This window comes from Dendronalium phyllosphericum CENA369, assembly GCF_016056275.1.
Lineage (GTDB): Bacteria > Cyanobacteriota > Cyanobacteriia > Cyanobacteriales > Nostocaceae > Dendronalium > Dendronalium phyllosphericum.
The window spans coordinates 1-23,156 of record NZ_JAECZA010000016.1 but is presented as its reverse complement, the minus strand read 5'-3'; the positions used below and the strand labels follow the sequence as shown (position 1 = coordinate 23,156).

20 protein-coding genes and 1 pseudogene are annotated in these 23,156 nt (G+C 41.7%); 6 read left to right on the top strand and 15 right to left on the bottom strand.

Features of this window, described 5'->3' with window-relative positions:
* Positions 1 to 186 precede the first annotated feature (186 nt).
* Positions 187 to 726 carry a phycobiliprotein lyase gene (locus I8752_RS06480; protein WP_214431486.1) on the top strand — a complete coding sequence of 180 codons (540 nt, stop codon included), beginning with the start codon at positions 187 to 189 and terminating at the stop codon, positions 724 to 726.
* Positions 727 to 846: 120 nt separating this feature from the next.
* On the opposite strand, the gene I8752_RS06475 is transcribed toward I8752_RS06480, so the two are convergent.
* On the bottom strand, positions 847 to 1,422 hold the full coding sequence (locus I8752_RS06475; RefSeq protein WP_214431485.1) for an HdeD family acid-resistance protein: 576 nt from the start codon (positions 1,420 to 1,422) through the stop codon (positions 847 to 849).
* 222 nt (positions 1,423 to 1,644) lie between these two features.
* Between I8752_RS06475 and I8752_RS06470 the strand changes: the two genes are divergently transcribed.
* A complete protein-coding gene (locus I8752_RS06470; RefSeq protein WP_214431484.1) occupies positions 1,645 to 2,451 on the top strand; it encodes a DUF4351 domain-containing protein in 807 nt (268 codons plus the stop codon).
* A gap of 69 nt (positions 2,452 to 2,520) precedes the next feature.
* On the opposite strand, the pseudogene I8752_RS06465 reads toward I8752_RS06470, so the two are convergent.
* The 7 genes and pseudogenes from I8752_RS06465 to I8752_RS06435 all read right to left on the bottom strand — a co-directional run bounded on the left by I8752_RS06465 (position 2,521) and on the right by I8752_RS06435 (position 13,402).
* Positions 2,521 to 3,119: pseudogene (locus I8752_RS06465) on the bottom strand (Uma2 family endonuclease).
* A gap of 269 nt (positions 3,120 to 3,388) precedes the next feature.
* Positions 3,389 to 4,303, bottom strand: coding sequence for a formylglycine-generating enzyme family protein (locus I8752_RS06460; RefSeq protein WP_214431540.1), 915 nt, complete (start codon positions 4,301 to 4,303; stop codon positions 3,389 to 3,391).
* Positions 4,304 to 4,653: 350 nt separating this feature from the next.
* Positions 4,654 to 7,329 (bottom strand): sulfatase-like hydrolase/transferase, encoded by a 2,676-nt coding sequence (locus I8752_RS06455; protein WP_214431483.1) that lies wholly within the window; start codon positions 7,327 to 7,329, stop codon positions 4,654 to 4,656.
* Positions 7,330 to 8,724: 1,395 nt separating this feature from the next.
* A complete protein-coding gene (locus tag I8752_RS06450) occupies positions 8,725 to 10,437 on the bottom strand; it encodes a diflavin flavoprotein (RefSeq protein WP_214431482.1) in 1,713 nt (570 codons plus the stop codon).
* 6 nt (positions 10,438 to 10,443) lie between these two features.
* Positions 10,444 to 11,118, bottom strand: coding sequence for a hypothetical protein (locus I8752_RS06445; RefSeq protein ID WP_214431481.1), 675 nt, complete (start codon positions 11,116 to 11,118; stop codon positions 10,444 to 10,446).
* Positions 11,119 to 11,127: 9 nt separating this feature from the next.
* Entirely contained in the window at positions 11,128 to 11,520 is a 393-nt protein-coding gene (locus I8752_RS06440; protein ID WP_214431480.1) for a hypothetical protein, read from the bottom strand.
* Between the two features lie 157 nt (positions 11,521 to 11,677).
* Complete coding sequence (locus tag I8752_RS06435) at positions 11,678 to 13,402, bottom strand: diflavin flavoprotein (RefSeq protein ID WP_214431479.1); 1,725 nt, start codon at positions 13,400 to 13,402, stop codon at positions 11,678 to 11,680.
* Between the two features lie 129 nt (positions 13,403 to 13,531).
* Here I8752_RS06435 and I8752_RS06430 point away from each other — a divergent pair, with 129 nt between their 5' ends.
* From I8752_RS06430 to I8752_RS06420, 3 genes are all read left to right on the top strand, one after another.
* Positions 13,532 to 14,362 (top strand): pantothenate kinase, encoded by an 831-nt coding sequence (locus I8752_RS06430; protein ID WP_214431478.1) that lies wholly within the window; start codon positions 13,532 to 13,534, stop codon positions 14,360 to 14,362.
* Between the two features lie 88 nt (positions 14,363 to 14,450).
* The gene (locus I8752_RS06425; RefSeq protein WP_214431477.1) at positions 14,451 to 14,936 is read left to right on the top strand and encodes a hypothetical protein; all 486 of its coding nucleotides are present in this window, start codon (positions 14,451 to 14,453) and stop codon (positions 14,934 to 14,936) included.
* Positions 14,937 to 14,944: 8 nt separating this feature from the next.
* Complete coding sequence (locus I8752_RS06420) at positions 14,945 to 15,409, top strand: type II toxin-antitoxin system VapC family toxin (protein WP_214431476.1); 465 nt, start codon at positions 14,945 to 14,947, stop codon at positions 15,407 to 15,409.
* Here the strand turns inward: I8752_RS06420 and I8752_RS06415 are convergent.
* Both I8752_RS06415 and I8752_RS06410 read right to left on the bottom strand, forming a co-directional pair.
* Complete coding sequence (locus I8752_RS06415; protein WP_214431475.1) at positions 15,401 to 16,216, bottom strand: alpha/beta fold hydrolase; 816 nt, start codon at positions 16,214 to 16,216, stop codon at positions 15,401 to 15,403. The two genes, I8752_RS06420 and I8752_RS06415, sit on opposite strands and share 9 nt — an antisense overlap.
* 98 nt (positions 16,217 to 16,314) lie before the next feature.
* On the bottom strand, positions 16,315 to 16,809 hold the full coding sequence (locus tag I8752_RS06410) for an NUDIX hydrolase (RefSeq protein ID WP_214431474.1): 495 nt from the start codon (positions 16,807 to 16,809) through the stop codon (positions 16,315 to 16,317).
* A gap of 745 nt (positions 16,810 to 17,554) precedes the next feature.
* Between I8752_RS06410 and I8752_RS06405 the strand changes: the two genes are divergently transcribed.
* On the top strand, positions 17,555 to 17,719 hold the full coding sequence (locus I8752_RS06405) for a hypothetical protein (RefSeq protein WP_214431473.1): 165 nt from the start codon (positions 17,555 to 17,557) through the stop codon (positions 17,717 to 17,719).
* Positions 17,720 to 17,934: 215 nt separating this feature from the next.
* Here I8752_RS06405 and argH read toward each other — a convergent pair whose 3' ends face one another.
* From argH to ispF, 5 genes are all read right to left on the bottom strand, one after another.
* On the bottom strand, positions 17,935 to 19,329 hold the full coding sequence (gene argH / locus I8752_RS06400) for an argininosuccinate lyase (protein WP_214431472.1): 1,395 nt from the start codon (positions 19,327 to 19,329) through the stop codon (positions 17,935 to 17,937).
* Between the two features lie 136 nt (positions 19,330 to 19,465).
* Positions 19,466 to 19,672 carry a hypothetical protein gene (locus I8752_RS06395; protein ID WP_214431471.1) on the bottom strand — a complete coding sequence of 69 codons (207 nt, stop codon included), beginning with the start codon at positions 19,670 to 19,672 and terminating at the stop codon, positions 19,466 to 19,468.
* A 170-nt stretch (positions 19,673 to 19,842) separates the two neighbouring features.
* On the bottom strand, positions 19,843 to 20,631 hold the full coding sequence (larB, locus tag I8752_RS06390; RefSeq protein ID WP_214431470.1) for a nickel pincer cofactor biosynthesis protein LarB: 789 nt from the start codon (positions 20,629 to 20,631) through the stop codon (positions 19,843 to 19,845).
* A 66-nt stretch (positions 20,632 to 20,697) separates the two neighbouring features.
* Positions 20,698 to 22,479: an ABC transporter substrate-binding protein gene (locus I8752_RS06385; protein WP_214431469.1), complete on the bottom strand. Its 1,782-nt coding sequence runs from the start codon at positions 22,477 to 22,479 to the stop codon at positions 20,698 to 20,700.
* Between the two features lie 38 nt (positions 22,480 to 22,517).
* Complete coding sequence (ispF, locus tag I8752_RS06380; protein ID WP_214431468.1) at positions 22,518 to 23,003, bottom strand: 2-C-methyl-D-erythritol 2,4-cyclodiphosphate synthase; 486 nt, start codon at positions 23,001 to 23,003, stop codon at positions 22,518 to 22,520.
* Positions 23,004 to 23,156 lie beyond the last annotated feature (153 nt).

Here is a 23,156-nt window from a genome sequence, read left to right as displayed (position 1 = left end):
ATTTGCGATTTCCAAAAAGTAGCAAATCACAAGTTTAATTTTTACCGTTGTAGCCAAACTGGCAGTAATGATTTCACTTTCTAGTTTAGATTAAAAAAAGTAAATAAATTTACTATTTGAGACATAAATAATGTAATGAGTCTCAACGCCAACTACCAGACAGACATTGTGTGAGGAATGCAACCAGTGACATCACCGCTCAAATTTGCACAAACTACTGAAGAATCCCAGATTGCAGAATTTTTTCAGGAATCAGCAGGTAAGTGGCGATCGCAAAGGCGTTACTATACTTTGCCAGAAGGAGAAACTAAGGAACTAGTGACTATAGTCACGATTTGTTATTTAAAATCGGGATGCAATGAATTGCACAAGCTAGCTCAGATGCACGATTTAGCTCCTTCAGTGAGTCTAACCTGTGGTGCAAAAGTCACCTGGGAAAGCTCGGATATAGTCAAGGGAAGAAAAGAGTCGCAAGGTTCGACTTTATTTGGTGCATTGGGAAATACTTTGTATCGCGATCGCGGTTTTGCTACATCCAAACCAGTCACCGCCAACTATTATTTCCCCAACTCCCAAACTCTATGTTTGCGAACTGAGTACAACGGTTCAGTATTTGAGGAAGAGTTAAAGTTAGTTGGTCGCAAATACCGTACCAGACAAACTATCATCTCCCGTGCTGGCGAACAGTTGATGATTGGTCAGTATTTAGAACAGAGAATTGATTAGGACAGAACAAAAGCAAAAGAAAAATTCCGAAAACTGTAATTCGGAATTTTTCTTCAACTGAATTTTTGGTGGTAGAGTAAGTTTTAAAGTAACCCTCGCTCTACACCAGACTCAATTACTTTAAGCGCTAGTAGCATCAGATTGATTCAACAAAGAACGCGCATTTAGCGACAGCATTGTACGGGAAACGCCTGTAAACAGAACGCTAACACCTACAAGTGTGCCCAGAATCCAGGGTGCGTTAAAGGGCCATTGGAACCAAATCATTGCACCTAATATCAGAGTAATCACGCCATTACCCAACACCCAAGTCCAGTTTTGTTGCGGACGTAACCGGAAGGCCAGAATTAGCTCGAATGTACCTTCAGTTAGCAAAAAGCTACCTAATAAGAGAGTGAGGGTTAAGATACCAGTTCGGGGGTAAACAAACAGCATCGCACCCGTTGCAATGTATAGTGCGCTTAATAACAGCTGCCAAACGAAGCCTCCGCGATCGCGATTTTGAGTAGCGTAAACCAGCTTGGCAAATCCCGAAGAGATGAGAATTAAAGCAAACCAAGTTTCAGCGAAAATTGTGGAAACAGTAGGTAGTGCGATCGCTATAATTCCGAAAATAATCAGTAGAACGCCAATCACTAGCGATCCATTTATATTTTTACTAATGTCTTTAGATTCATTAGAAACGTTGCTTGTCATAGAAATTTTCCCTATGCTTAAGTGAACCTATGATTAGGCTAGGAAATTTTTGCCAAACAAGATACAACCTTAAGATATAGACCAGGTAATAAGTTCTACTCAGATTTGAGGAATTGCGAGTTATTGACCAGACATAGCGGCTACAAGAAATCATGTTATAGCTATTAAGGGCGATATACCTGCATTTGTGAGATACTAACTTCGCACTCAAGAATCATACCCTTGGCTTACGACAACATTTGCCGCTACTTGGCTCAAGCTTATCCTATACCTTTTGCTAGTTGGTTGCTGAATGCTGAAGTTATTGAGATTCAGCCTTTACCCACAGAACTAAGCCTTGAACCAATTCGTTCTGATGCTCTCTATTTATTACCCAACAGCGGTCAAATTCTCCATCTAGAGTTTCAAACTGTACCTACCTCTAGCCCACCCTTACCCTTACGAATGCTGGATTACTGGGTGAGACTGTACCGAAAATACGAGTGTCCAATTGAGCAAGTTGTGATTTTTCTGAAGGAGACAAAATCACCCATAGTTTACGTCGAGCGATTGGCTGTAGGCGGGACTATTCATCCCTATCGAGTAGTACGCTTGTGGGAGCAAGAACTTACTCCACTGCTAGAAAATCCAGCGTTGCTACCCCTAGCAGTACTAGCTAGAACAGATACACCTGAAGTTCTACTAAAGCAAGTAGCTGATAGGATTGGTAGGATTGAAGAGCCAGAGCAACAACAAAATATCTCTGCCTGTACTGAAATTTTAGCTAGGTTAAAGTTTGATAAAAATCTGATTCGGCAATTTTTACAGGAGGATCTGATGCGAGAATCGCCACTTTATCAAGAAATTCTGCAAGAAGGAGAGTTAAAACTAGTTCTGCGTCTACTCACTCGGAAGCTGGGAAATATAGAACCGAAGTTGCAGACGCAAATTCAGCAACTATCGAGCGAGCAATTAGAAGCACTAGGAGAGGCTTTGTTAGATTTTTCTGTGACACAAGATTTAGTCACTTGGTTAGAAAATTACCAATAATTTGAGGCTTATTTAAGTTGTCTATTTATGATATCTGGGAAAAAGAATTAACTTATCTCACCCTCTGGTTTAATTCATTTCTACTTGTAATTTTAACCCAGGTAAAACTTCTTCCCCAGAAAGTATAGTTGGCATTTTAACTACTTCTATCGGCTGTTCCGAACGATAAATTTCCACTTGTCCATCTTGAGGATTAATCAGCCAGCCCAAGCGCAAACCATTTTCTACATACTCCCGCATCTTAGATTGCAGAGTTTTAAGACTGTCAGTTTGCGAACGAAGTTCAATTATAAAGTCAGGCATTAATAGTGGAAATTTCTTACGTTCGTCTGGGGTGAGTGCTTCCCAACGCTCTAATTTTACCCAAGCAACATCGGGCGTAGACGCGAAGCGGCTTGTCGAAGACATCGCTTTGCTCCATTTGGTAGCCTAAATATAGTAGAGGAACTAAAAACTTTTCCCAATTTCGTTTGACGGTTCCAGATTTCTAAGTCAGTAATTAACTCCGCTTCCTGATTTCCGCTTTCTCCTCCCACGGGTGGCACAATAATGAGTTCTCCTTGAGCATTGAGTTCTAAACTTAAATCTTTATTCGCTATGCAGAGTTGATAAAACTGCTCGTCGGTAAGGCGAATAATTGACTCTAGATTTAGCACAACTGTATTCATTGCACTACTCTTTCCTTCCTCCTGACTTCTGCCCTCTGCCCTCTGCCTTCTGCCTTGTCCCAACCAAGATCGCCAAAAGTTGCCAAGAACCACATTATCCTTTAAGTGACAATTTTTGGTCAGGGTATGATTCACAATTTGGTCATCCAGGAGGTAAAAGCACAATTACTGCTAGTTTTACAAAAATTTACAACGTGTGCCATTTTGCTGTTATCTCGGCGGATACCCTAATACGAGTCGGCTTCATCTCTTAGAACGTTGGCATAATTCTAATCAGGACAAACAATCGTCCGGAAACCGATGTGATTAGTTGAAGTATCGATATCTTCTGGGTATCGGGCAGCAGGACGATAGCGGGCGCAGTAGTTAGGGGCACAGAGAAAAGACCCTCCTTTGAGGACTTTACGCGGTTTCTGCATTGAGGGTGGTATTTTGCGATCGTAGCTCTCTTCTTCGGTTCCGCCTCGCGGATTTCTAGGGGTACAACAGGCTTTTGTAGGATTTTCGGGATGTCGTTCCCGATACCAGTCGCTTGTCCACTCCCACACATTGCCAATCATGTCGTAGAGTCCATAGCCATTGGGGGGATAGTTGCCAATCGCTTCCGTCCCTGGCGAACGAGATTTCAGATTTTGCCAGGGAAACTGTCCTTGCCATGTATTCGCCATGAGTTTACCATCGGGTATAAATTCATCGCCCCAAGCAAATTCTGCCCCCTCTGAGCCGCCTCGCGCTGCAAATTCCCACTGTGCTTCGGTTGGTAGTTCTTTTCCCGCCCATTTTGCATAGGCAAGGGCATCTTTATAAACAATATGTACAACAGGATGGTTTTCTCGATTTTTGATTGAACTTCCTGGGCCTTCGGGGTGTCGCCAGTTCGCCCCAGGGATATAGTGCCACCAGCATAGAGTACGAGGATCGACAGGGCGATCGGGTTTCACGAATACGGCAGATCCAGGGACTAGCGTTTCGGGATCTGCATTGGGATAATCTTCTGCTTTTGGGGGTTTCTCAGCAAAGGTAATATATCCCGTTTCTTTGACGAATTTTCTAAATTGCTTGTTGGTGACTAAATATTGATCCATCCAGAAACCATTCACTGTTACGGTGTGGACGGGGCCTTCTTCGGGATATTTACGACTGTTTGATCCCATTTCAAATGTTCTCCCTGGAATCCATACCATATCCTTGTGGGGAGGTTTAAAGATACTGGGATCAGATGAGGGGTTTTGAGATACTTGTGAAGAGGCAGTCATCGTGAGTTATCAGTGAGAAAATCTCATTTTTTGGGTACAAAGTTAAAAAATTTTTCTGAAACTTACCTAGAGCAACTTTTTTAGCCGTTGTGTGGCGGTTGATAGCAGCTTCGCTACTTTCGCCCCAAGTAGTTCGACAAAAATATTTACAGTCATTGCGAGCGAAGCGAAGCAATCCCAACCCTTGCGATTGCTTCATTTCGCTTCGCTCCATTCGCAATGACGTTGTGTAATTAATTCTGTCAGACTACTTAGATTGTCAAGCAACACTCTAGAGATTAGTCGCGCATCAACATTCCTCTGAGTTCTTTTTCGTAATCGATCGCACCAGCATCATTCTTAATGGTGACGATCGCTTTTTTCAGCTTTGCGCCTTCAAACTCGTAAGGAATCTCGTGTTCGTAGTCTGTTGACACGGGTTGGCCTGGATCTCGACCAATATTGAAGCCTTCACCACATAGGGCAAACTTACCAGGTTGAGTCAGGAATGTATCAGGATATTCTGGGAAAGCTTCCTCAATAGTGGCACTTGTTTGCTCAATACCATTGATATAGAGTTTTACTTCTCCTATAGTGCTACCACCAAACTTGCTATCTGGTTGATCTGGCTTCTTCTCAAATGCAACTTTGAGTTTCTCTTCGTTGCCAGTAAGATTGGGGAGTGAACAAGTAATCTTCTGTTGCTGCTGTCCTAGCCAGTTATAGACATAACAGAGTTTCCTCCCCTCATGGATATAGTCATGGATATAGAAACTATGTCCACCAAAACGTCCTCCATGTGCGACCAGAACACCTTGTAAGTCTCCCTCAGCTTTGGAGAAATCAACGATCGCTTCGATCGCGTAAGAACGACCACGGATATTCGGAGCAACAGCTTCAGGAATTTCTGAGCCACCAGGATAGTAGATGTATCCAAATTCGCCCTGATTCCAAATGCCTTCTCCACTAAAATCAGGAGGATCAGCTAAATGAGGACGTTCTCCACCCAATATATCAGCCGCACAGCGATCGTCTAGGGGAGTACCATTGTATATACCTGCTTGCACGAACCACCGATTCTTCATCTGTTCGAGCTTGTCGGGGTAGTCTTTAGCTAAGTTGCGAGATTGAGTTGGATCGGCAGCTAATCCTAATTTCTCATCGCCATCCATACAGTACAATTCCCAGATATCCCGATCAAAATTGCTCCAATCAGAAGGTGCAGGAGCATGGACAGTACAAGCGTGCCAGCCTTTATACCAGACTCCCCGTGTGCCTAACATGGAGTAGAACTGAGTTTCTCGCACTTTTTTGGGTTTTCCATGTTTGTCTTTGGGTTTTTGCTCGTCAGACAGTTTATAGGCAAATTGATACTCAGGTTGAGCATATTTCGGATCGAAGGTATAGGCAAAGCTAATACCCTCAATGGGACTTTGGGTATAGCCTTTGACCACTTCTGGCGGTTCTATGCCACACATTTCGTAAAGGGTCGGCACTACGTCAACTGCGTGAATATACTGTTTGCGAATACCAGTATCTGCCACTCGTGACTCCTTAATACCAGGCCCACACATCATAAAGGGAGTAGCAGCACCACCTTCATAACCTGACCAACGTTTCCAGTATTTGAAAGGAGTATCAAATCCCCAAGCCCAACCGCTAGGATAGTGATTATAGGTCTTGAGTGTTCCTAAATCTTGGAGAAATGCAAAGTTTTTGTCAAAATTATCAGGAATGTCGTTAAAGAACAGGTTTTCATTAACTGAACCATTAGGACCCCCTTCCGCACTTGCACCATTATCTGCTACTGCAATAATGATAGTGTTATCCATTTGACCAGTTTCTTCAAGAAAGTCTAACAGACGACCGATTTGTTCGTCAGTGTAGGTGGAAAAAGCGGCATAAATCTCTGCCATACGCACAAATAAAGCTTTTTCTTGTTTCTCTAAGCTATCCCAAGGTCTTACCCAATCAGTTTGAGGCCACTTCTTATCTTTAGGAACTCCTTGGATCTTAGTGTGGTCAGGGTTGTCTTTTGCAAGTTCGCCCTCACCATGAGGATTAATCACTGAGGGTTCTGTCACTTCATCCCCAAAGATGCCTAATTCTTTCATTTTGGCAAGGACTTCTGTGCGATAAGCTTGATACCCATCTTTAAAGACGCTAGTTATCTCAAAGGAAACGTCCTTGGGATTATCGGAGTAATCCAATGTTGTGTTGTATTCGTAATCTAAAATCTTCTGAGGCCAGATTTGATGAGGCGCATGGTTTGCTCCTGGAGAGAAGTACATCATCCAAGATTTATTCGGAGCGATCGCTGTTGTATCTTGGATAAAGGAAATGGCCTTATCGATCAAGTCTTTGGAGAGGTGATAGCCGTTCTTTGTATCCTCCATATTGGGTTCATAGGGCGGTTCAAACAGATGGTTGTCATAGACAAGATCGGGATACCATTGATCCGTCTCTCCGCCTAAAAAGCCATAATAGCGTTCAAAACCACGACCAAGCGGCCAATGGCGCTTGCTAGATGCCATATTTGCCTCTTCTTCGGGGAGTAAGTGCCATTTGCCAAGGGCGAAGGTACTCCAGCCTCGCTCACTCAATACAGCAGGAATCATGGCATTTTCAAAGGGAATGCGACCATTATTACCGGGGAAACCCGTTGTCGCTTCTTCAATACAGGACATCCCGTTACTGGTGGCGTTGCGTCCGTTTAACAAGGATGAACGAGTGGGAGAACAGAGGGCGGTGGTGTGGAAGTTGGTATAAATTAAGCCTTTTTTGGCAATACGGTCTAAATTGGGCATTTTAATTTTGCCGCCAAACATCTCCCAAGCACCAAATCCCGTATCGTCAATTACGATGTAAAGAATGTTCGGCGAACCTGCGGGGGCTTTCGGTTCGGCGTAGGGTTCCCAGTCGGGTACGGAATCACGAATATCTAGGGCAATCGTACCGTTGAATTGTTTAGCCATTTGAACTTCCTTGAGTTGAGGTTTTTCCTAGGGCAAAGGCATCTAAATTCCGTAAACCTTGCCCATTAAGAGTTTTAGCCATTATTTATTAGTAAAACTAAATAATAGCTAAAACTCTTAATGGGCAAGCATTTTGAAAATAATAAGATGCGTTTTTCCTAGTTAATACTCTGAGCAACTTATGCAATTCATGGCATAATTTTTCTCTTTCAAAAAGGCATGATTTAATACGCTCTTAAAAAAAAGAGATATAACTTCTATAACGGTTCAGCTTTTTTGAACAAAATTGCGGTAAAAATCCTTATGAGTCATAACAATTTATAAGAAATTGAAGAAATTCAAATTCTTATAAATATACAGTTAATTTGCTCACTAAATCATCGTTGCATAAATTAGCAGAGTCACTTTTAGTTTTATCTCTGTATAGTTTTATCGCTGTATTTCATAAACCTGAAACTCTTCTTTCAAAAACTTATGATTTTCCTTTATATAAAAGAAAAAAAATGATTTAATGAGTCTTTAGTTAGATTATCTAGATACCTCTATTGATAGAGGAAATTAATCAAAATCTTGAAATTGCTCCCCCACTCCAGACGGCAGATCCATTAAAGCTACCACAGGATTTAATGACGATAAATCCTTTTTTAGAATCTCACTGAAGCCCCATTGGTTAAATCTAATTGTTCTTACTCGCCCAGGCACACAAGAGTTATAGTTAGGACTAGCCCTTTCAAGGTGGGTAAAAATTTTGGTCAATAAATTCCTCTTTAACCTCTAGTCTCTGTTTTCTCTGTGTATTTGTGGTTAAATAAATTACTTTTAAACCGCAGAGGCACAGAGAACGCCGAGAAAAAACAATCTTATTTTACTAGTCACCTTGAAAGGGCTAGTCCTAGGTTCTACACTGAGATCCATCTGTACTCAAGCAGGTATCTCAGAGAGGAGTTTTTGTCAGCTTATGATCAAAGCTGAAAGCTGGGATTGAATTTTTATACTAAATAACTTGAAATATACAGCTACAAATAGAGTCATGAATTAAGCGATCGCTTCTCTCCAAACAAGCTTACCAATAGGCGGTTCGTGAAAACAAGATGATACGCGATCGCTCTTTTAAGTTCAAGTTTTTAGCTTAGAACTCGAAACTTCAAGCTCTGAACTCGGCGCTTCAAGTTTAGAACTGCAAATGTTGAGTTCTAAACTCGGCGCTTCAAGCTTGGAACTCCAAACGTCGAGTTCTAAACTCGGAACTTCAAGCTTGGAACTCCAAACGTCGAGTTCTGAACTCGGAATTTCAAGCTTAGAACTCCAAACGTCGAGATGCCGAAGCTTCGCTTCTAGGAACTGGAGAAGAATTTGCTAATACCTAATCCCCAGTCCCCAGTCCCTAGTCCCCAGTTAATAATGAGTTCCCGACTTGCGGTGATGCACGGCTGTTACTCCACTATTATCTAGTAATTGACCATTGTCCACAGTTGCATAAACGAGCCAATGGTCGCCAGACTCCATGCGGTTTTGTACGGAACATTCGAGATAAGCTAAAGCATCTTTCAATATGGGAGAACCGTTTTCAGCTTCTTGAGTAGCAACATCACTAAATCGGTCTTGTCCGGGGCCAAAGGGTTTGAGGAAGTGCTTCATCAAGCCTAAGTGATTGCCTTCTTTGAGGATGTTGAGGACAAATTGATTTCCTGAGTGTGTCAAACTTTCAACAGCGCGGTCTTTGGCAACAGCAATGGTTAAACCAGGAGGACTAAAGCTAGCCTGAGATACCCAAGAGGCTAACATTGCACTGGATATATCATCTTGCTTGGCTGTGACAACACACAGCGAACCAACAATCCGACCGACTGCTTGTTCTACACTGGTAGCAGGAACACTTGGCGATCGCACTTTTTTACCTTTCTTCAGTGCTTGGGCAAAGTCAGTTCCAGCTTGTTCGCACAACTGCAAGGTGGCATCGTCGGGTTTGAATTTAACGCGAATGGTGTCAAAACCAAAACGATAGCCAGCATCTTTGAGTTTACTTTCGATTAAATCGACGGCTTCGCCACTCCAGCCAAAGGAACCAAAGACACCAGTCAGCTGATTATTAGTAGCGGTAGCTAGGACAATTCCTAAAGCTGTTTGTACGGGTGTGGGTGCGTGTCCGCCAAGGGTAGGGGAACCCATAACAAAGCCATCTGCTTTTTCCACCGCAGCGCGAATTTCCTCTGGGTCAGTAAACTCGCAGTTAATTGATTCTACAGCGACACCAGCTTTGGTGATGCCACGAGCGATCGCTTGGGCTAAGGTTGCAGTGTTCCCATACGCTGATGCATATATTAATGCCACTGTCAAGTCAGCAGATGTTTGTTGCCGACTCCATTGCCGATAAGCGCGTGTGAGTTCGATTAACCCATAACGCACCAAAGGCCCGTGTCCGGTAGCATACATTCGCACAGACAAATCGGCAAGTTTATCGAGCGCCGTTTCAACTTGACGGGCATGAGGAGCCATCAAGCAATCAAAATAATAGTGCCGATCTTCGTTATAGATTTCCCAACCTTCATCAAACACTTGATCTCCACAAACATGGGCTGCAAATAGCTTATCTGAATAGAGTATTTCCGTTTGCGGGTCGTAGGTGCAAAGGTGATCTGCATAACGGGGGTTGGGTGTGGGAATAAATTGCAGATAATGTCCCTTGCCTAAATCTAGGGTTTCTTCCCCGCGCATCACGATAATTGGTAAATCTGGGTTTTCTAACGCCCCTCGAAGATTTTTTGCCCCCGGATTAGAACAAATAAAAGTAATTTGCGGGGCAATTTCCAGTAATGCTTTTAAAGTGGCGGCGCGGTTGGGATTGATGTGTCCCAAAATTATATAATCCAGCTTTGTCACATCAATCCGCTGTTGCAGTGCTTCTAGATAAATTTGCGTAAACGTTTCCCCTGGAGGGTCGATGAGAGCAATTTTATCTGCTTCAATTAAATAGGAGTTGGCAGTTGTACCCTTAGCAAGAGCGTATTCAATTTCAAATCTGAGTCTTGTCCAAGTGCGCGATCGCAGTACTTTTGTATCTGTAGCAACAGGGAAAACTTGAACGTCACGTGGTTTAGTTTCTGGCATAATACCTTACTTTTGTTTGAAGTATTTTTTCATAAATTCGTCGCTGAATCCGAACCGTTGCAATAAGCTAGGTAAGTCCATCCTTCTGACATCCATTAAGGCTACTATTGCTTTAACTTGTTCTGATTTTAAAGGTTTGATTCGAGCTTCATCGATTTCTATTAAGCGGTCTTCTATCTGCTCCGGTGATAAAGATACGTCTCTTTTAAAATAGTTTTCTAAAAAATTCAAACCATCTGTAAAGTCTGTAATTCTTTTCAATAACTCTTGTTCTACATCAACCCAAAATCCTGCTGTCCGAGCAGTTTCTTGCGAAGCAATTAAATCATAGGCTAAACGCACAAGGCGAGTGTAAAAAGTTTTAATATCCACCGTAAAAAAGCCTGTTTCTGTTCTGGCATTCATAATTGCAATAAATCCCAATCCAAAACTTATTGCTCTACCAATCAGATTAAAATTTATTTCTGGTTGTAAGTAGAAAGAATCTGTCAGCCAAAAAAGCACGCAAGGAAAAGTCAATTGAGCAATTGCCCAAATCCAAACACCTGGAGTTTTTTCAGGGTCAAAAAAAGGTAGAAATTTGCAATCATCAGCTAATTGTTTAAAAGCTACTAGAAGGTTTAACAATCCTGGAATCAGCGCCACTAAAATCCAAGGTAGCCATTTGAACAATTCGCTCATTTTAATGAGTTATAGGGAAGTAGGGGGATGCAGATGATAATGACCCTTGGAAGTTAGTATAAAATAAGTCTGAGAATCAGAAAGTACTGTTTTTTGTTTTTTTTCTTGGCTTCCTGCTGGTACTATGCGATCGCCTACGGTGTTACCTAATACAGCACCAATTGCAGCACCAAATATACCCGCAGTCATCGCACCGAGTACACCACCAACGATTGTACCGCCAGTTATTGCACGAATTTTTGCCCCAGAACTAACGCTAGTGGTGGTATCAATGTAACCTTCATTCCACAGCCTCATTATGACTTCCCGCGTTTCTTCTAATGGCAAGCCTAAAGCATAAGCAAGGTTTTCAACTGTTAAGGGTCGTCGTTCCAAGGCAGTCAGTACCCGAATCTCATCCATAGCTGGCTACTTCCCTTCCCTGACCATTATTGTAAGCTTTCTCTGTGTCTTGGTACGCCAGTCGCCTTAAAGGAGGGAACCTCTGCACAGCGCTGGCTCTTCTTGGTGGTTAATTAAATTTATTTTTTAACCATAAAACCAAGACACTAAGAATGCTTTAATAATGGTTGCCAACTTTGCGATGGTGGACTGCTGTTAGGGCATCTGGATCGGAAACTCGTCCGGCGTAAACGGTGCTGTATACTGCCCAGTGGTCGCCGCAGTCCATGCGACTAACGACTTCGCACTCAACATATGCCAAAGCATCGGTCAGGATGGGCGCACCATTTTCGGCTGGCTGAGTTCTCACACCTTCAAAACGATCTGCACCAGGAGCAAATCGCTTCAAAAAGTGTTTCATCAGTTTTTGGTAATTACCTTCTTCTAAAACGTTGAGGACAAAGCGATCGCCTACTTGCATCAGCGATTCAATAGCCCGGTCTTTGGCTACCGCAATGGAAAATCCCAAGGGTTTAAAGCTTGCTTGAGCAACCCAAGAAGCTAACATCGCACTGGAGACATCGCTTTTTTTGGCAGTAATGATGTATAATCCGCCGCTGATTCTACCTAATGCTCTATCTAAGTCAGCACCCAAGGATTTCATGTTTTTGATGCTGCGATCGCGTGTCACCCATTGCCCTAAGTCTGTACCCGCTTCTTCACAGAGTTTGTAGATATTTTCTGTGGGTGTTTGTTTTATCCGAATTGCTGGGAAAACTGTTGCCAAACCCAAGTTGCGGAATTTACTCAACAACGGATCTATTGGTTCGTCATCTCCGCCGCCAGTTTCAAATATGCCTATACCTTGTTTTTCTTTGGCAGAACCTAAAATGGTGCTGAAGGCAGCTTGAGTATTTGCAGTACTAGAAGCTGGAGGCATCCCCACAACAAGTCCGGCACAACGCCCAACTAATTCACGCAACTCTTGTAAGTCTATTTCTGCTCCCAAGTCCACTATTTCCACACCAACATTAGTTTTGCTGATGCCGTTAGCAATCGCTTGGGCGAGGCGATCGCCATAGCCGTATTCAGAAACGTAAAATATCCCAATAGTTGTTTCTGGCTTGGCTTGTTTTTGACTCCAAGTTCGGTAACGCTTGGTTAATTCTTCCACATGATGGGATAATAGCGGCCCGTGACCAGTGGCGATCGTGTTAATTGTTGGCAGTTCATCCATACGCTTGAGGGCAGATAGCACTGAGCGCGCATTCGGCCCCATCAAGCATTCGTAGTAATATTGAAAATCTGCTTCCAGAGTTTTTAAGTCTTCGTCAAAGGTGCTATCAGAGCAATAGTGCATCCCGAAAGCATCGCAGGTGTAGAGAATTTGCGTTTTGTGGTCGAAACTAAAGATGGTATCCGGCCAGTGTAAATTTGGAGCAATCACAAATTCAAACTCGTGACTGTTGCCCAAATCTAAGCGATCGCCATTTTTCACAATCTGGCGTTTAAATGGCTGATGTACCAAATCCTCTAAAAACTGGATTGCCACTTTCGAGCCGACAACAGTGATTTCGGGAGCCATTTGCAATAAATCTTTGATTAAACCGCTATGGTCTGGCTCGGTATGGCTGACAATCAGATAATCAATATCAGATAAGTTAATTAGTCCGGTGAGCGTATCAAAATACAACTTGCGAAACTTTTCGTGGGAGGTATCTACCAAGGCAGTTTGCTCACCGCGAATCAGAAACGAGTTATAAGTAGTACCGTTTTGCAGACCAAACTCAATATCGAAGCGATCGCGATCCCAGTCCAGAGAGCGAATTGCCGTCGTCTCTTGAGCAATTTCCGCAGTCTGTATGGTGAGCCGTTTTTCAGTTTTTTCGGTGAGCGCTACCATAACTCCCCTCCTTGAAAAATTGAGTATTTATTCCTCTTGTCTTATTGTGCCACGTATTGAATGTTAATTTTTATTAAGATTTTTCTATTTTATTTAAAAAATATAGTGACACTGTAGAGGCAAAGGAATATGTGCAATATAAAAAAAATTTGGCTAGCTTTGGAGATTGGAAATTCTCAGCTGCATTGGGCGTTGTTTAACGGCGAAATTCTTGATTTTACTTGGGATACTGAGTATTTACCTGAGTCTGTCATATCTCAGCTAGCTCAATGTCAAACACTCAATAATTTATTACTAGCAATTTTTCCACTCCATCAAAGAACGGAGGTACAGAGGGAACAAAAGGAAATTCTCGCAGAAGCATTTTTCTCATCTCCTCCTCTGTTTTTAGCTTCCGTAGTTCCTAGCCAAACAACATTGTGGCAAACCTACCCTAATATTCGCGTTATTACCTTAGACCAAATACCGCTGCGAGGTGTGTATCCCACTCTAGGAATCGACCGGGCTTTAGCTTTGTGGGGTGCTGGGAAAACTTGGGGTTTTCCAATGCTAGTAATTGATGCTGGAACAGCGCTAACTTTTACAGGTGCAGATGATAATCAGTGTTTGGTAGGAGGCGCAATTTTACCAGGATTAGGGTTGCAAATTGCAACTCTCGGTCAAAAAACAGGGCAATTACCATTAGTAGAAACGCCAAATTCTGCCTCTTTACCCACACGCTTTGCACTCAATACACCAGAAGCAATTCAAAGTGGAATTATTTACACTTTAATCGCTGGAATCAAAGATTTTATTGAAGCGTGGTGGTGTTTATTTCCTGAAGGAAAGATTGCAATTAAAGGAGGCGATCGCACTTTACTATTCAATTATCTGCAAACTTTATATCCTGCGATCGCATCACATTTGATAGTAGAATTAAATTTAACCTTTTGGGGAATGAGAGAAATAGCTATGAGTTAACGTGATTTGAAGGCGATCGCAACTTGTAGAGGTATATCAAAGTAACGATAGGATATAATGTAGATACAACCTTGTTTCCAGTAATCATATGCCTGAAACATCACAGCTAGATGTGATTATGCAACAAATAGAAGTCCTATCTTTAGCGGAACTGCTAGCAGTGAGAGTGAGAGTTGATGCATTGATTGAGAATTACTCGTCACCATTTAAGAAAATTCAATCACCTTTAGTTAGTTTGCATAAGGACTGGCTCGCCCAAAAACTTCCATCTTTTGGAAGTTACAGTAGTTTTACAGTAATTTCCAGCGAAAATAGAGATGTTGATTTACTTACTATACGACCAAGCCCAAACAAAAGAAAAATTACAATATTTGATATTTTAGATAAGCTTAAGTTAGAAGAATTAGAACAAAATAAAATTGTCCAATTCCTTGAATCAGAAAAAAACCGAGCTAATTCTTTAGAAAAGGTTACAGAACTAATTGACGAATGGATGGCTGATGAATCAAATTATGATGACGAAACTTATCATCAAATTGAAGTATCTTTGAACAAAAATCAACCATCTTTATAAGTACTCAGATGGGTAGAGTTATATTGTTGGATACTCATCCATTGAGTCAAGTAACGCATCCTAAAGCAGAACCAAAAGTAAAACAGTGGTTACAATCTTTAGATAAATCTGAAACTAACATAGGCGTTCCAGAAATAGCTGATTATGAGTTGCGGCGTGAACTATTGAGACAAGGAAAGCAAAAAAGTATAGACCGACTCAACCAACTGAGCCAGATTTGTCTAATACCACTGACTCATGAAACAATGCAAAAAGCAGCCGAGTTATGGGCATGGGTACGAAACCAAGGAAAGCCCACAGCAACTGATGATAGCTTAGATGGTGATGTAATTCTTACTGCTCAAGCAATCCTTCAATTAAGAAGTTTTGATGAGGTCACAGTTGTGACAACCAACTTGAAACACATATCACGATTTGAAAGTGAGGGAATATTCGTAGTAGATTGGCAGCAAACTCTGAATAAATTAGTTTAATTGCTTAATAAAGTCCTTAATATCTCCAGCGACAATACTAGCGCAAGATTTTGGTAAATCGTTTCCTGCATGAGGAATCATTTTAAACTCAACTTTAGGAGTTAGTTGAGTATAAGTTTGACTTTTAACCACGGCATCAAGTAAATCTTGACCGCCTTGCAAAATTAAAACTGGCACTTCCATCAACTGCAATCGATTTTGCAGTAATTCTGCCTCAATTTCTGGCTGCTGTCGTTGAAATAGTAGCTGACAAGCTGTAGGGTATTGCAGCAGTTCTTGGCGCGTCTGCCAATCTTTTTCAATTTTTTCGCTAAAGCCCAAAACTTTGGTTAAAGGACGAAGCGATCGCAATAGTTTATAAAATAGTGACGAACGATTGATTAACTGGCGCATATTTTGCCAATACTTTTTCTGTCCTTCCACCTCTACACCTTCTGGCGCTAGCAGCACTAAACCGCGAACTTGCTCTGCATACTTTAAAGCATAACTAGCAGCAATCCAACCCCCTAGAGAATGTCCTACTAAATATACCTTTTCTAACTTCAAAGCTTGCACAAACTCAGCTATACACTCTACCTGCAAATCAATAGAGTAATGATTTTTCGGACCTTCTGACTCACCAAAACCTAATAAATCTGGTGCAAAGCAATGAAAATTCTCAGATAACGTCTCCATCACTGATAGCCATTGGCTGCTATCTTCCCAAGCACCATGTAAAAAAATTACAGCAATACCTTCACCAGCCTCGCGCCAGAATAATAGCCCTTGAGAGAGTTTCCTCCGGGAGTTACGAAATAGGGTATCCATCTTAATTGAAGAATTAACTTTTAGAATATTAGCTACTTGTCAATAGTCAATAGTACCCAACTACTGACAAATGACAAATGACTAGTAACAAAATATTATTATGCCAATGTGGTCAAGCCATTCAAGTAATCTTGTAATTGTCGAGAGTGGTCGTGAGACATTTTTCCTGGAGGTAGAGAATTGGGAGGGAAAGCTTGAATGTCCATTACTTCCAAAGTATCCTGAACTGCCATTATTCCCTGCACTTGGGCTTCAACCACAACACAAATTGAATGAATTCTGGGATCGCGATCTCGTGCAGAGTAAACTCCAACCAAACGCTTAATTTCTACCAACTCTAGTCCAGTTTCTTCCATTAACTCTCGGCGGACTGTGTTAGGAATATCCTCTCCCCAATCCACCATACCTCCAGGCAATGCCCAGCAACCGTCGTCGCGCCGCCGGATTAGCACAATTCGACCATCAGGTAATATCGGGATGATACTAGTACCAGGAATAGGATGACGGAAGATAATACCCAGTACCGTTTGTCCAACGCGCCATAAGCTACGTGTAGACTGGATAGCCGCTGCAAAAAAAGCAAGAACGTTCAATCTTAAAATGTCTGTGTTGTATTATCTAAGTGCCCTACCACCTAACATCGGCTTAACTACTTCAGAGTTAAGATTTGTATTTTACAAACATGTTCGTGGTTTGGGATTTTATTCTAAACGATTTTTGGAAAATATATCAATTTTAGGATTCTGTTAACAGAAAATTTTTGTTATTTTATATACATAAATTATTTTGAGACACTAAGAGTTTTCCAATTAAACATAGCATGAATTTGACCGATAGCAATAATTAATATTATTCAATAGCAGAGAATATAATATCTAAATATGTTTATTATCAGCTTAATAGCTTACAATACTATGATTATTAATGCCTATATACAGAAATTCTACGATAATAATTGGCTCTATTAAATGTTAGTTGATTGCCAAAATCCATTTCCATAAAACTTATAAATTTTATTCCGAGTTAATAGTACAAACCTTCAAGCCGAAAAATTAATTATTTCCTTCGATCGCAGATTTTTACAGTTAACTATATAAATTGCTTTATTAAGGATTGTCCTGTTTTCTACTCGCTACATTAGTATACAAACACCTTGGCATTCTAGAAATAATGCTGAATTGCTATTGACATATTCAAATTGAATGCGATAGGATTATAAGCTGTTCAAAGTATGTAGGCTGCTAAACTAGGCTAAAATTATATCAATAATATTGGTAGCTGATATTGCCTACTTGATGCCTAGTTACCATTTTTTGTTGTTTATTTAATGAGGTGAACATGGCCAAGCGCCGTAACCCGAAAAAAGAAAAGGCGCTACGGAACCAGGCATATGCCAGAAAGTTTCGTAAACGAACTACGACAGGAAGAATGCAGAGAAGATTCCAACAAAGACCGCCGAAGAATGAGGAAGATGAGGGCGCAGCAGCAGTTGATGCTGAATAAATTGCCTCCCGAAATTCTAATTCTTTGAGTTTATGAAATTTTAGGGTGTACAGTTAGCTGTACGCCCTTATTTATTAGTTGTTAGTTGTCGTAGAGACGCGATTAATCGCGTCTCTACAAGAGTCAGGAGGCAAAAGGTAGAAGTCGCAAGTCGCAAGTTGCAGGTTGCAAGTTATTCTCCCTCACTCCCTCATCTCCCTCACTCCCTCATCTCCCTAATCTCTGTGTTCCGCAATTTGAGTGCGGGCATGAAGGATTGCTTTGCTTACTTGAGCAAAGCCAGTACCACCATAACTGTTACGGGCAGCTACAACTTTACTAGGAGATATCGCTTCATAAATATCTGCGGCAAATGCTGGGTGTATTTGTTGCCACTCCTCCAATGTCAAATCTTTCAGGAGTTTACCTGCGGCAATACTGGTTTTTACTACTTTACCTACGAGATTGTAAGCCTCCCGGAAAGGCACACCCCGCGCAGCTAAATAATCTGCTACATCGGTGGCATTGGAAAAATCTTCTGTCACCGCTTGCGCCAAACGCTGGGTGCGAAATTCTAAACCTTCTCGCAGCAAAATTGTCATTGCTTCTAAACAAGCTTTAACTGTTTTGACGCTATCAAATAGACCTTCTTTATCTTCTTGCAGGTCTTTATTGTATGCCAGAGGTAGCCCCTTCATCATTACCAACATCGCCTGAAGATGACCGAAGACACGCCCTGTTTTCCCCCGGACTAATTCTGGCACGTCGGGGTTTTTCTTTTGGGGCATAATGCTGGAACCAGTAGCACAGCTATCTTTGAGGGTGACAAAGCGAAATTCTTCTGATGACCACAGAATGATTTCCTCGCTGAGGCGACTGAGGTGAACCATAATCAAGCTGGCAGCGCAGATAAATTCGATCGCAAAGTCGCGATCGCTGACTCCATCCAAGCTATTAGCATAAACGCTGTCAAAGTTCAATATTTGGGCTGTGTAATGGCGGTCGATGGGGAAAGTAGTTCCAGCCAAAGCCCCACACCCTAGTGGCGAGATATTCACTCGGCGATACACATCTCCCAGACGTTCCCAGTCGCGCTGTGCCATCTGAAAGTATGCCAGAAGGTGATGAGCTAAACTTAGAGGTTGGGCGCGTTGCAGGTGTGTATAACCAGGAATCAGAGTTTCAACGTGCTGTTCGGCTATATCTAATAAAACACCTTGAAATTCCCGCAATTGGCTTTTGATTTGTTGGATTTGGTCGCGGAGGTAGAGTCTGGTATCAGTGCCAACTTGGTCGTTACGCGATCGCGCCGTATGCAATTTTTTACCGACATTGCCAACAATTTCTGTCAACCGCCGTTCTACAGCAAAATGTACATCTTCAGCATCTATGCCAGGATTAAAATTACCCTGATGGTATTCTTGGCGAATTTGTTCTAAACCTGCAACTAGTTGCTCTCCCTCTTCTGGGGAAATGATACCAGTGTGAGCCAACATTTGGGCATGAGCTTGGGAACCAGTCAGGTCGTATTCGATTAATTCAATATCAAAACTTATACTGGCATTAAAACGAGCGATCGCAGGATGCAACGCTGATTCAAACCGCTGACTCCAAGTTTGTTCTTTGGTCATAATTTAGGTACTGGGTACTGGGGACTAGGGACTAGGGACTAAGGACTAGGAGGAATTTAGTTCGCCAAATTGCTTTTTCTTCTTAATAGTCAATACCCAATCCCCGATCCCTAATCCCTAATATCTAGCCCCGACATCAACCGTAGCTTGTTAGATTCCGAATGATATAACCAATGACCAAACCAATCAATAGCGCCCAGATTTGTCCTGTTTGTACAAAGTGACTCCAAGCTTTGGAGATTTGACCTATAAGGTCTGGATCGTGAATTTCTTGAGCTAGTAGCGTCACGTTAGCAGGCAAATGCCAAAATAACTGAGACATCAAAACATTGTAATAGTTCATACTTGATAATTAATGGTTAGCAGTGGATTGGGGACTGGGTATTAAATATTGGGGATTGAGAATTTAGGCTTGAGGATAGAAATAATTTATACCTATAATATTTTTCCCAGTATCCAGTACCTAGTCCCCAATCCCCAGTCACTAATCCCCAGCCTCTTGAATGTCTTAACTCAAGATGCAGATGATGCCAACCGCAATTTCTCGGCTGTTCGCAAAATTTGCCCCGCCAAAACTGCTGCACCAAAACCATTATCAATATTCACCACGCCTACACCAGCAGCACAAGAATTGAGCATTGTCAATAGTGGTGCTAAACCGCCAAAACTTGCACCATAACCGATGCTGGTAGGAACGGCAATCACTGGACAATCTGCCAAACCCGCAACAACACTGGGTAAAGCGCCTTCCATTCCTGCTACAACAATTAATACCGATGCCGATTCAATCACATGGCGATTATTTAGTAAACGGTGAATTCCAGCAACGCCGACATCCCAAAGTCGCTGTACGCGAAAACCAGAAAGTTCAGCTGTGACTGCTGCTTCTTCTGCAACCGCTAAATCAGCAGTACCAGCTGAAAGAATAGCGATTTCTCCCCTAAACTGTGGCTCAATGCTTGGAGGAGTAATAGCACAGATTCTCGCCAGTTCGTAGTAGTATAAACCTTTAACTTTTGATTGTAGGGCTGCATAAACTGCTGGTTCAATGCGCGTTGCCATTACTACTGGGTTGCGTTGGCGCATCACTTCCATAATTTGAGCAATCTGTTCGGGCGTTTTTCCCGGCCCCCAAATTACCTCTGGAAAACCAGTTCTTAGTTGGCGATGGTGGTCAATTTTGGCAAACTCACCTACAGATTCATAGGCTAAGTCTTTGAGTGAGTCTAACGCCACATCTGGAGTAACTTTACCATTGGCAACTCCTTCTAGAAGCGATCGCAAAGCTTTTTCATCGGTCATTTGTCATTTATCCTTTGTCAGTAGTCAGTAGTCAGTAGTTTTTTGCTAATGACTAATGACTATTGACTAATTCGTTATTTTAATTTCATGAATGTTCCAGAATGCGCCACCAATAGCAGAGTATTGAATGCCTTCAAAGCGATTGCGAACTGCTGACATTGATAACTGATTCACTAAATAAATAAATGGTAAATTTTCCTGGGTAATTCGCTGCGTTTCTCCATAAATTTCTTTAACTTTGGCTTCATTAAATTCCTGTGCGGCTTGAATGTAAAGCTTGCCGATTTCTGCTTCCCAAGGAGCGACTTCCCAACCCTCAATCGGTTTTTGTCCTGATTGTGGTTTCTGATTAAACATGTGTAATCCTCCTTCAGGGGCCCAGACATTAGCCCCATCGTTCGGTTCTAAACCACCAGTCAAACCTAACATAGAGGCTTCCCAGTCTAAGGTATTAGAAAGCTTATCTGTATAAGTATTCCATGCCAATGGTGTGAAATCGACTTGCATACCGATTTTACTCAAGTCTTGCTTAATCTGCGCTCCTATGGCCTCACGAATTTTGTTTCCAGAATTGGTAAGCAATGTGAAACGAACGCGATTTCCATCAGCATCTAATAATTGACCTTGTTGATTGTATTTAAATCCAGCTTTAGTTAATAGTTGTTTTGCCTTTTTTATATCGTAAGTATAGCTTTTTAAGCCTTCTTTTGGCGAAAGGTAATAAGGACTTTGTACTGTAATTGGTGAATTTTGTGGCTCACCTAATCCCCGGAAAGTATTATTAATCATCGTTTGGCGATCGATAGCATAAGCTACTGCTTGCCTAAATTCAACTGTATTAAACCAGCGTGATTTAATTGGATTGACTAATGGTTTTCCGTTTCTTTTCCCTTTATTTAAATTAAATAAAACGAATGTTGTACCAGTTCCAGGTTCATTACCGTAAATTTTATAGTTTCCTTGTTTTTCTTGCGTTTTTAGCAAGGAAAAGTATTCAGGTGATATTCCTACAGTATCTAATCCACCAGAGCGAAATTGCAGCAAAGAAGTATCTGTATTTTCAACGATTTGCCAAACTATGCGTTCAATATAAGGTTCTGCTTTACCTTGGTTATCTTTGCGCCAGTAGTAGGGATTGCGTCGAAATACTACGCGTTCGCTTGTGTCATAGCGCTCAAGTTTGTAAGGGCCGTTGACGATAATTTGTTCGGCAGGTGTATCTACACCCCACTTACTTAAAAATATCGGCTTTCCTTCTGTATCTTTCTTTTTTACAGATTCCCGTAGTGCATGTGCAGGTAAAATAGAAGTGCCTGTATTCAATAAGAAAGGTCTAAAGGGTTCTGGTAGAGCAAATTCTACCCGACGTTCGTCGATTTTTCGTACCGTAGGTAGTTTACGACTGACACCAATTCTGAAACCGTCTCTAGTATCTGTGGGAATCGCTTCATTGAAGTAAATCTCGTTGTAAGTAAATACAACATCATCAGCGGTGAGTGGCTGCCCATCAGACCATTTTAAGCCTTCACGTAAAGTAAAAATAAATCGTAATTTGTCCTCAGAAATTTGCCATGACTCGGCTAAATCTGGCTCAACTTTACCAGTAATTGGATTTTGGGTAACTAATCCTTCATAAGTCAAACTAAAAATATTAGGAGATTCTTGGCTGAGAGCAAGATTGAAAGTTTTGGGATCGCTGAGAATAGTAGTTACTAATTGCGGTAATTGAGCAGCAGAACTTTTCAGTTCTGATGGATTGCAAGCGGTAACTGTAATTGCTGTTGCAAAAGCCAAAATTATGAGTAACCAAAAACGCTTAATTCTGGTAATGATGCTACTGAAATTCATAGTTTTAATAAATGAATAGTCAATTTAATTCAATGAAATTAGTTAGCTGCCAATAGCAAGACAACAGCATAAGCACAGATGCCTTCTTCTCGTCCAACGGGGCCTAATTTTTCATTGGTAGTTGCTTTGATGCCAATTTGATTTGGTTGCAATTCTAAAACAGCCGCTAATTTGTCACGCATTTTCTCGATATGCGGTTTCAATTTTGGACGTTCAGCAACTACCACCGAGTCAATGTTACCTACTTGCCAACCTTGATTTTGAATTAACTGATTTACTTGAGTTAGTAGTACTAAACTATCAGCCCCTTGCCATTGGGGATCGCTGGGAGGGAAATAATGTCCTATATCCCCCAAAGATAACGCGCCCAGCATGGCATCCATAATGGCGTGTGTTAATACATCAGCGTCACTATGACCCAATAAACCCAGTTCGTGAGGAATTTGCACTCCTCCTAAAATTAAAGAGCGATCGCTCACCAGTCGGTGGATATCGTAGCCGTTACCAATACGAATGTTAGTCATTTGTCAGTTGTCAGTTGTCAGTTGTCAGTTGTCGTAGAGACGCGATTAATCGCGTCTGTACAAGAGTCATTTGTCAGTAGGTAGGAGTAGCTATTATCTCTTCCTTGTCTCCCTTGTCCCCTTGTCCCCCTGCTCCCTCATGCCCCTGCTCCC

Excerpts from the sequence above, each read along its gene's own strand:
- I8752_RS06475 (WP_214431485.1), bottom strand. The coding sequence starts at position 1,422 with ATGACAAGCAACGTTTCTAATGAATCTAAAGACATTAGTAAAAATATA.
- I8752_RS06460 (WP_214431540.1), bottom strand. The coding sequence starts at position 4,303 with ATGGTATGGATTCCAGGGAGAACATTTGAAATGGGATCAAACAGTCGT.
- I8752_RS06455 (WP_214431483.1), bottom strand. The coding sequence starts at position 7,329 with ATGGCTAAACAATTCAACGGTACGATTGCCCTAGATATTCGTGATTCC.
- I8752_RS06450 (WP_214431482.1), bottom strand. The coding sequence starts at position 10,437 with ATGCCAGAAACTAAACCACGTGACGTTCAAGTTTTCCCTGTTGCTACA.
- I8752_RS06445 (WP_214431481.1), bottom strand. The coding sequence starts at position 11,118 with ATGAGCGAATTGTTCAAATGGCTACCTTGGATTTTAGTGGCGCTGATT.
- I8752_RS06440 (WP_214431480.1), bottom strand. The coding sequence starts at position 11,520 with ATGGATGAGATTCGGGTACTGACTGCCTTGGAACGACGACCCTTAACA.
- I8752_RS06435 (WP_214431479.1), bottom strand. The coding sequence starts at position 13,402 with ATGGTAGCGCTCACCGAAAAAACTGAAAAACGGCTCACCATACAGACT.
- I8752_RS06430 (WP_214431478.1), top strand. The coding sequence starts at position 13,532 with ATGTGCAATATAAAAAAAATTTGGCTAGCTTTGGAGATTGGAAATTCT.
- I8752_RS06425 (WP_214431477.1), top strand. The coding sequence starts at position 14,451 with ATGCCTGAAACATCACAGCTAGATGTGATTATGCAACAAATAGAAGTC.
- I8752_RS06420 (WP_214431476.1), top strand. The coding sequence starts at position 14,945 with ATGGGTAGAGTTATATTGTTGGATACTCATCCATTGAGTCAAGTAACG.
- I8752_RS06415 (WP_214431475.1), bottom strand. The coding sequence starts at position 16,216 with ATGGATACCCTATTTCGTAACTCCCGGAGGAAACTCTCTCAAGGGCTA.
- I8752_RS06405 (WP_214431473.1), top strand. The coding sequence starts at position 17,555 with ATGGCCAAGCGCCGTAACCCGAAAAAAGAAAAGGCGCTACGGAACCAG.
- argH (WP_214431472.1), bottom strand. The coding sequence starts at position 19,329 with ATGACCAAAGAACAAACTTGGAGTCAGCGGTTTGAATCAGCGTTGCAT.
- I8752_RS06395 (WP_214431471.1), bottom strand. The coding sequence starts at position 19,672 with ATGAACTATTACAATGTTTTGATGTCTCAGTTATTTTGGCATTTGCCT.
- larB (WP_214431470.1), bottom strand. The coding sequence starts at position 20,631 with ATGACCGATGAAAAAGCTTTGCGATCGCTTCTAGAAGGAGTTGCCAAT.
- I8752_RS06385 (WP_214431469.1), bottom strand. The coding sequence starts at position 22,479 with ATGAATTTCAGTAGCATCATTACCAGAATTAAGCGTTTTTGGTTACTC.
- ispF (WP_214431468.1), bottom strand. The coding sequence starts at position 23,003 with ATGACTAACATTCGTATTGGTAACGGCTACGATATCCACCGACTGGTG.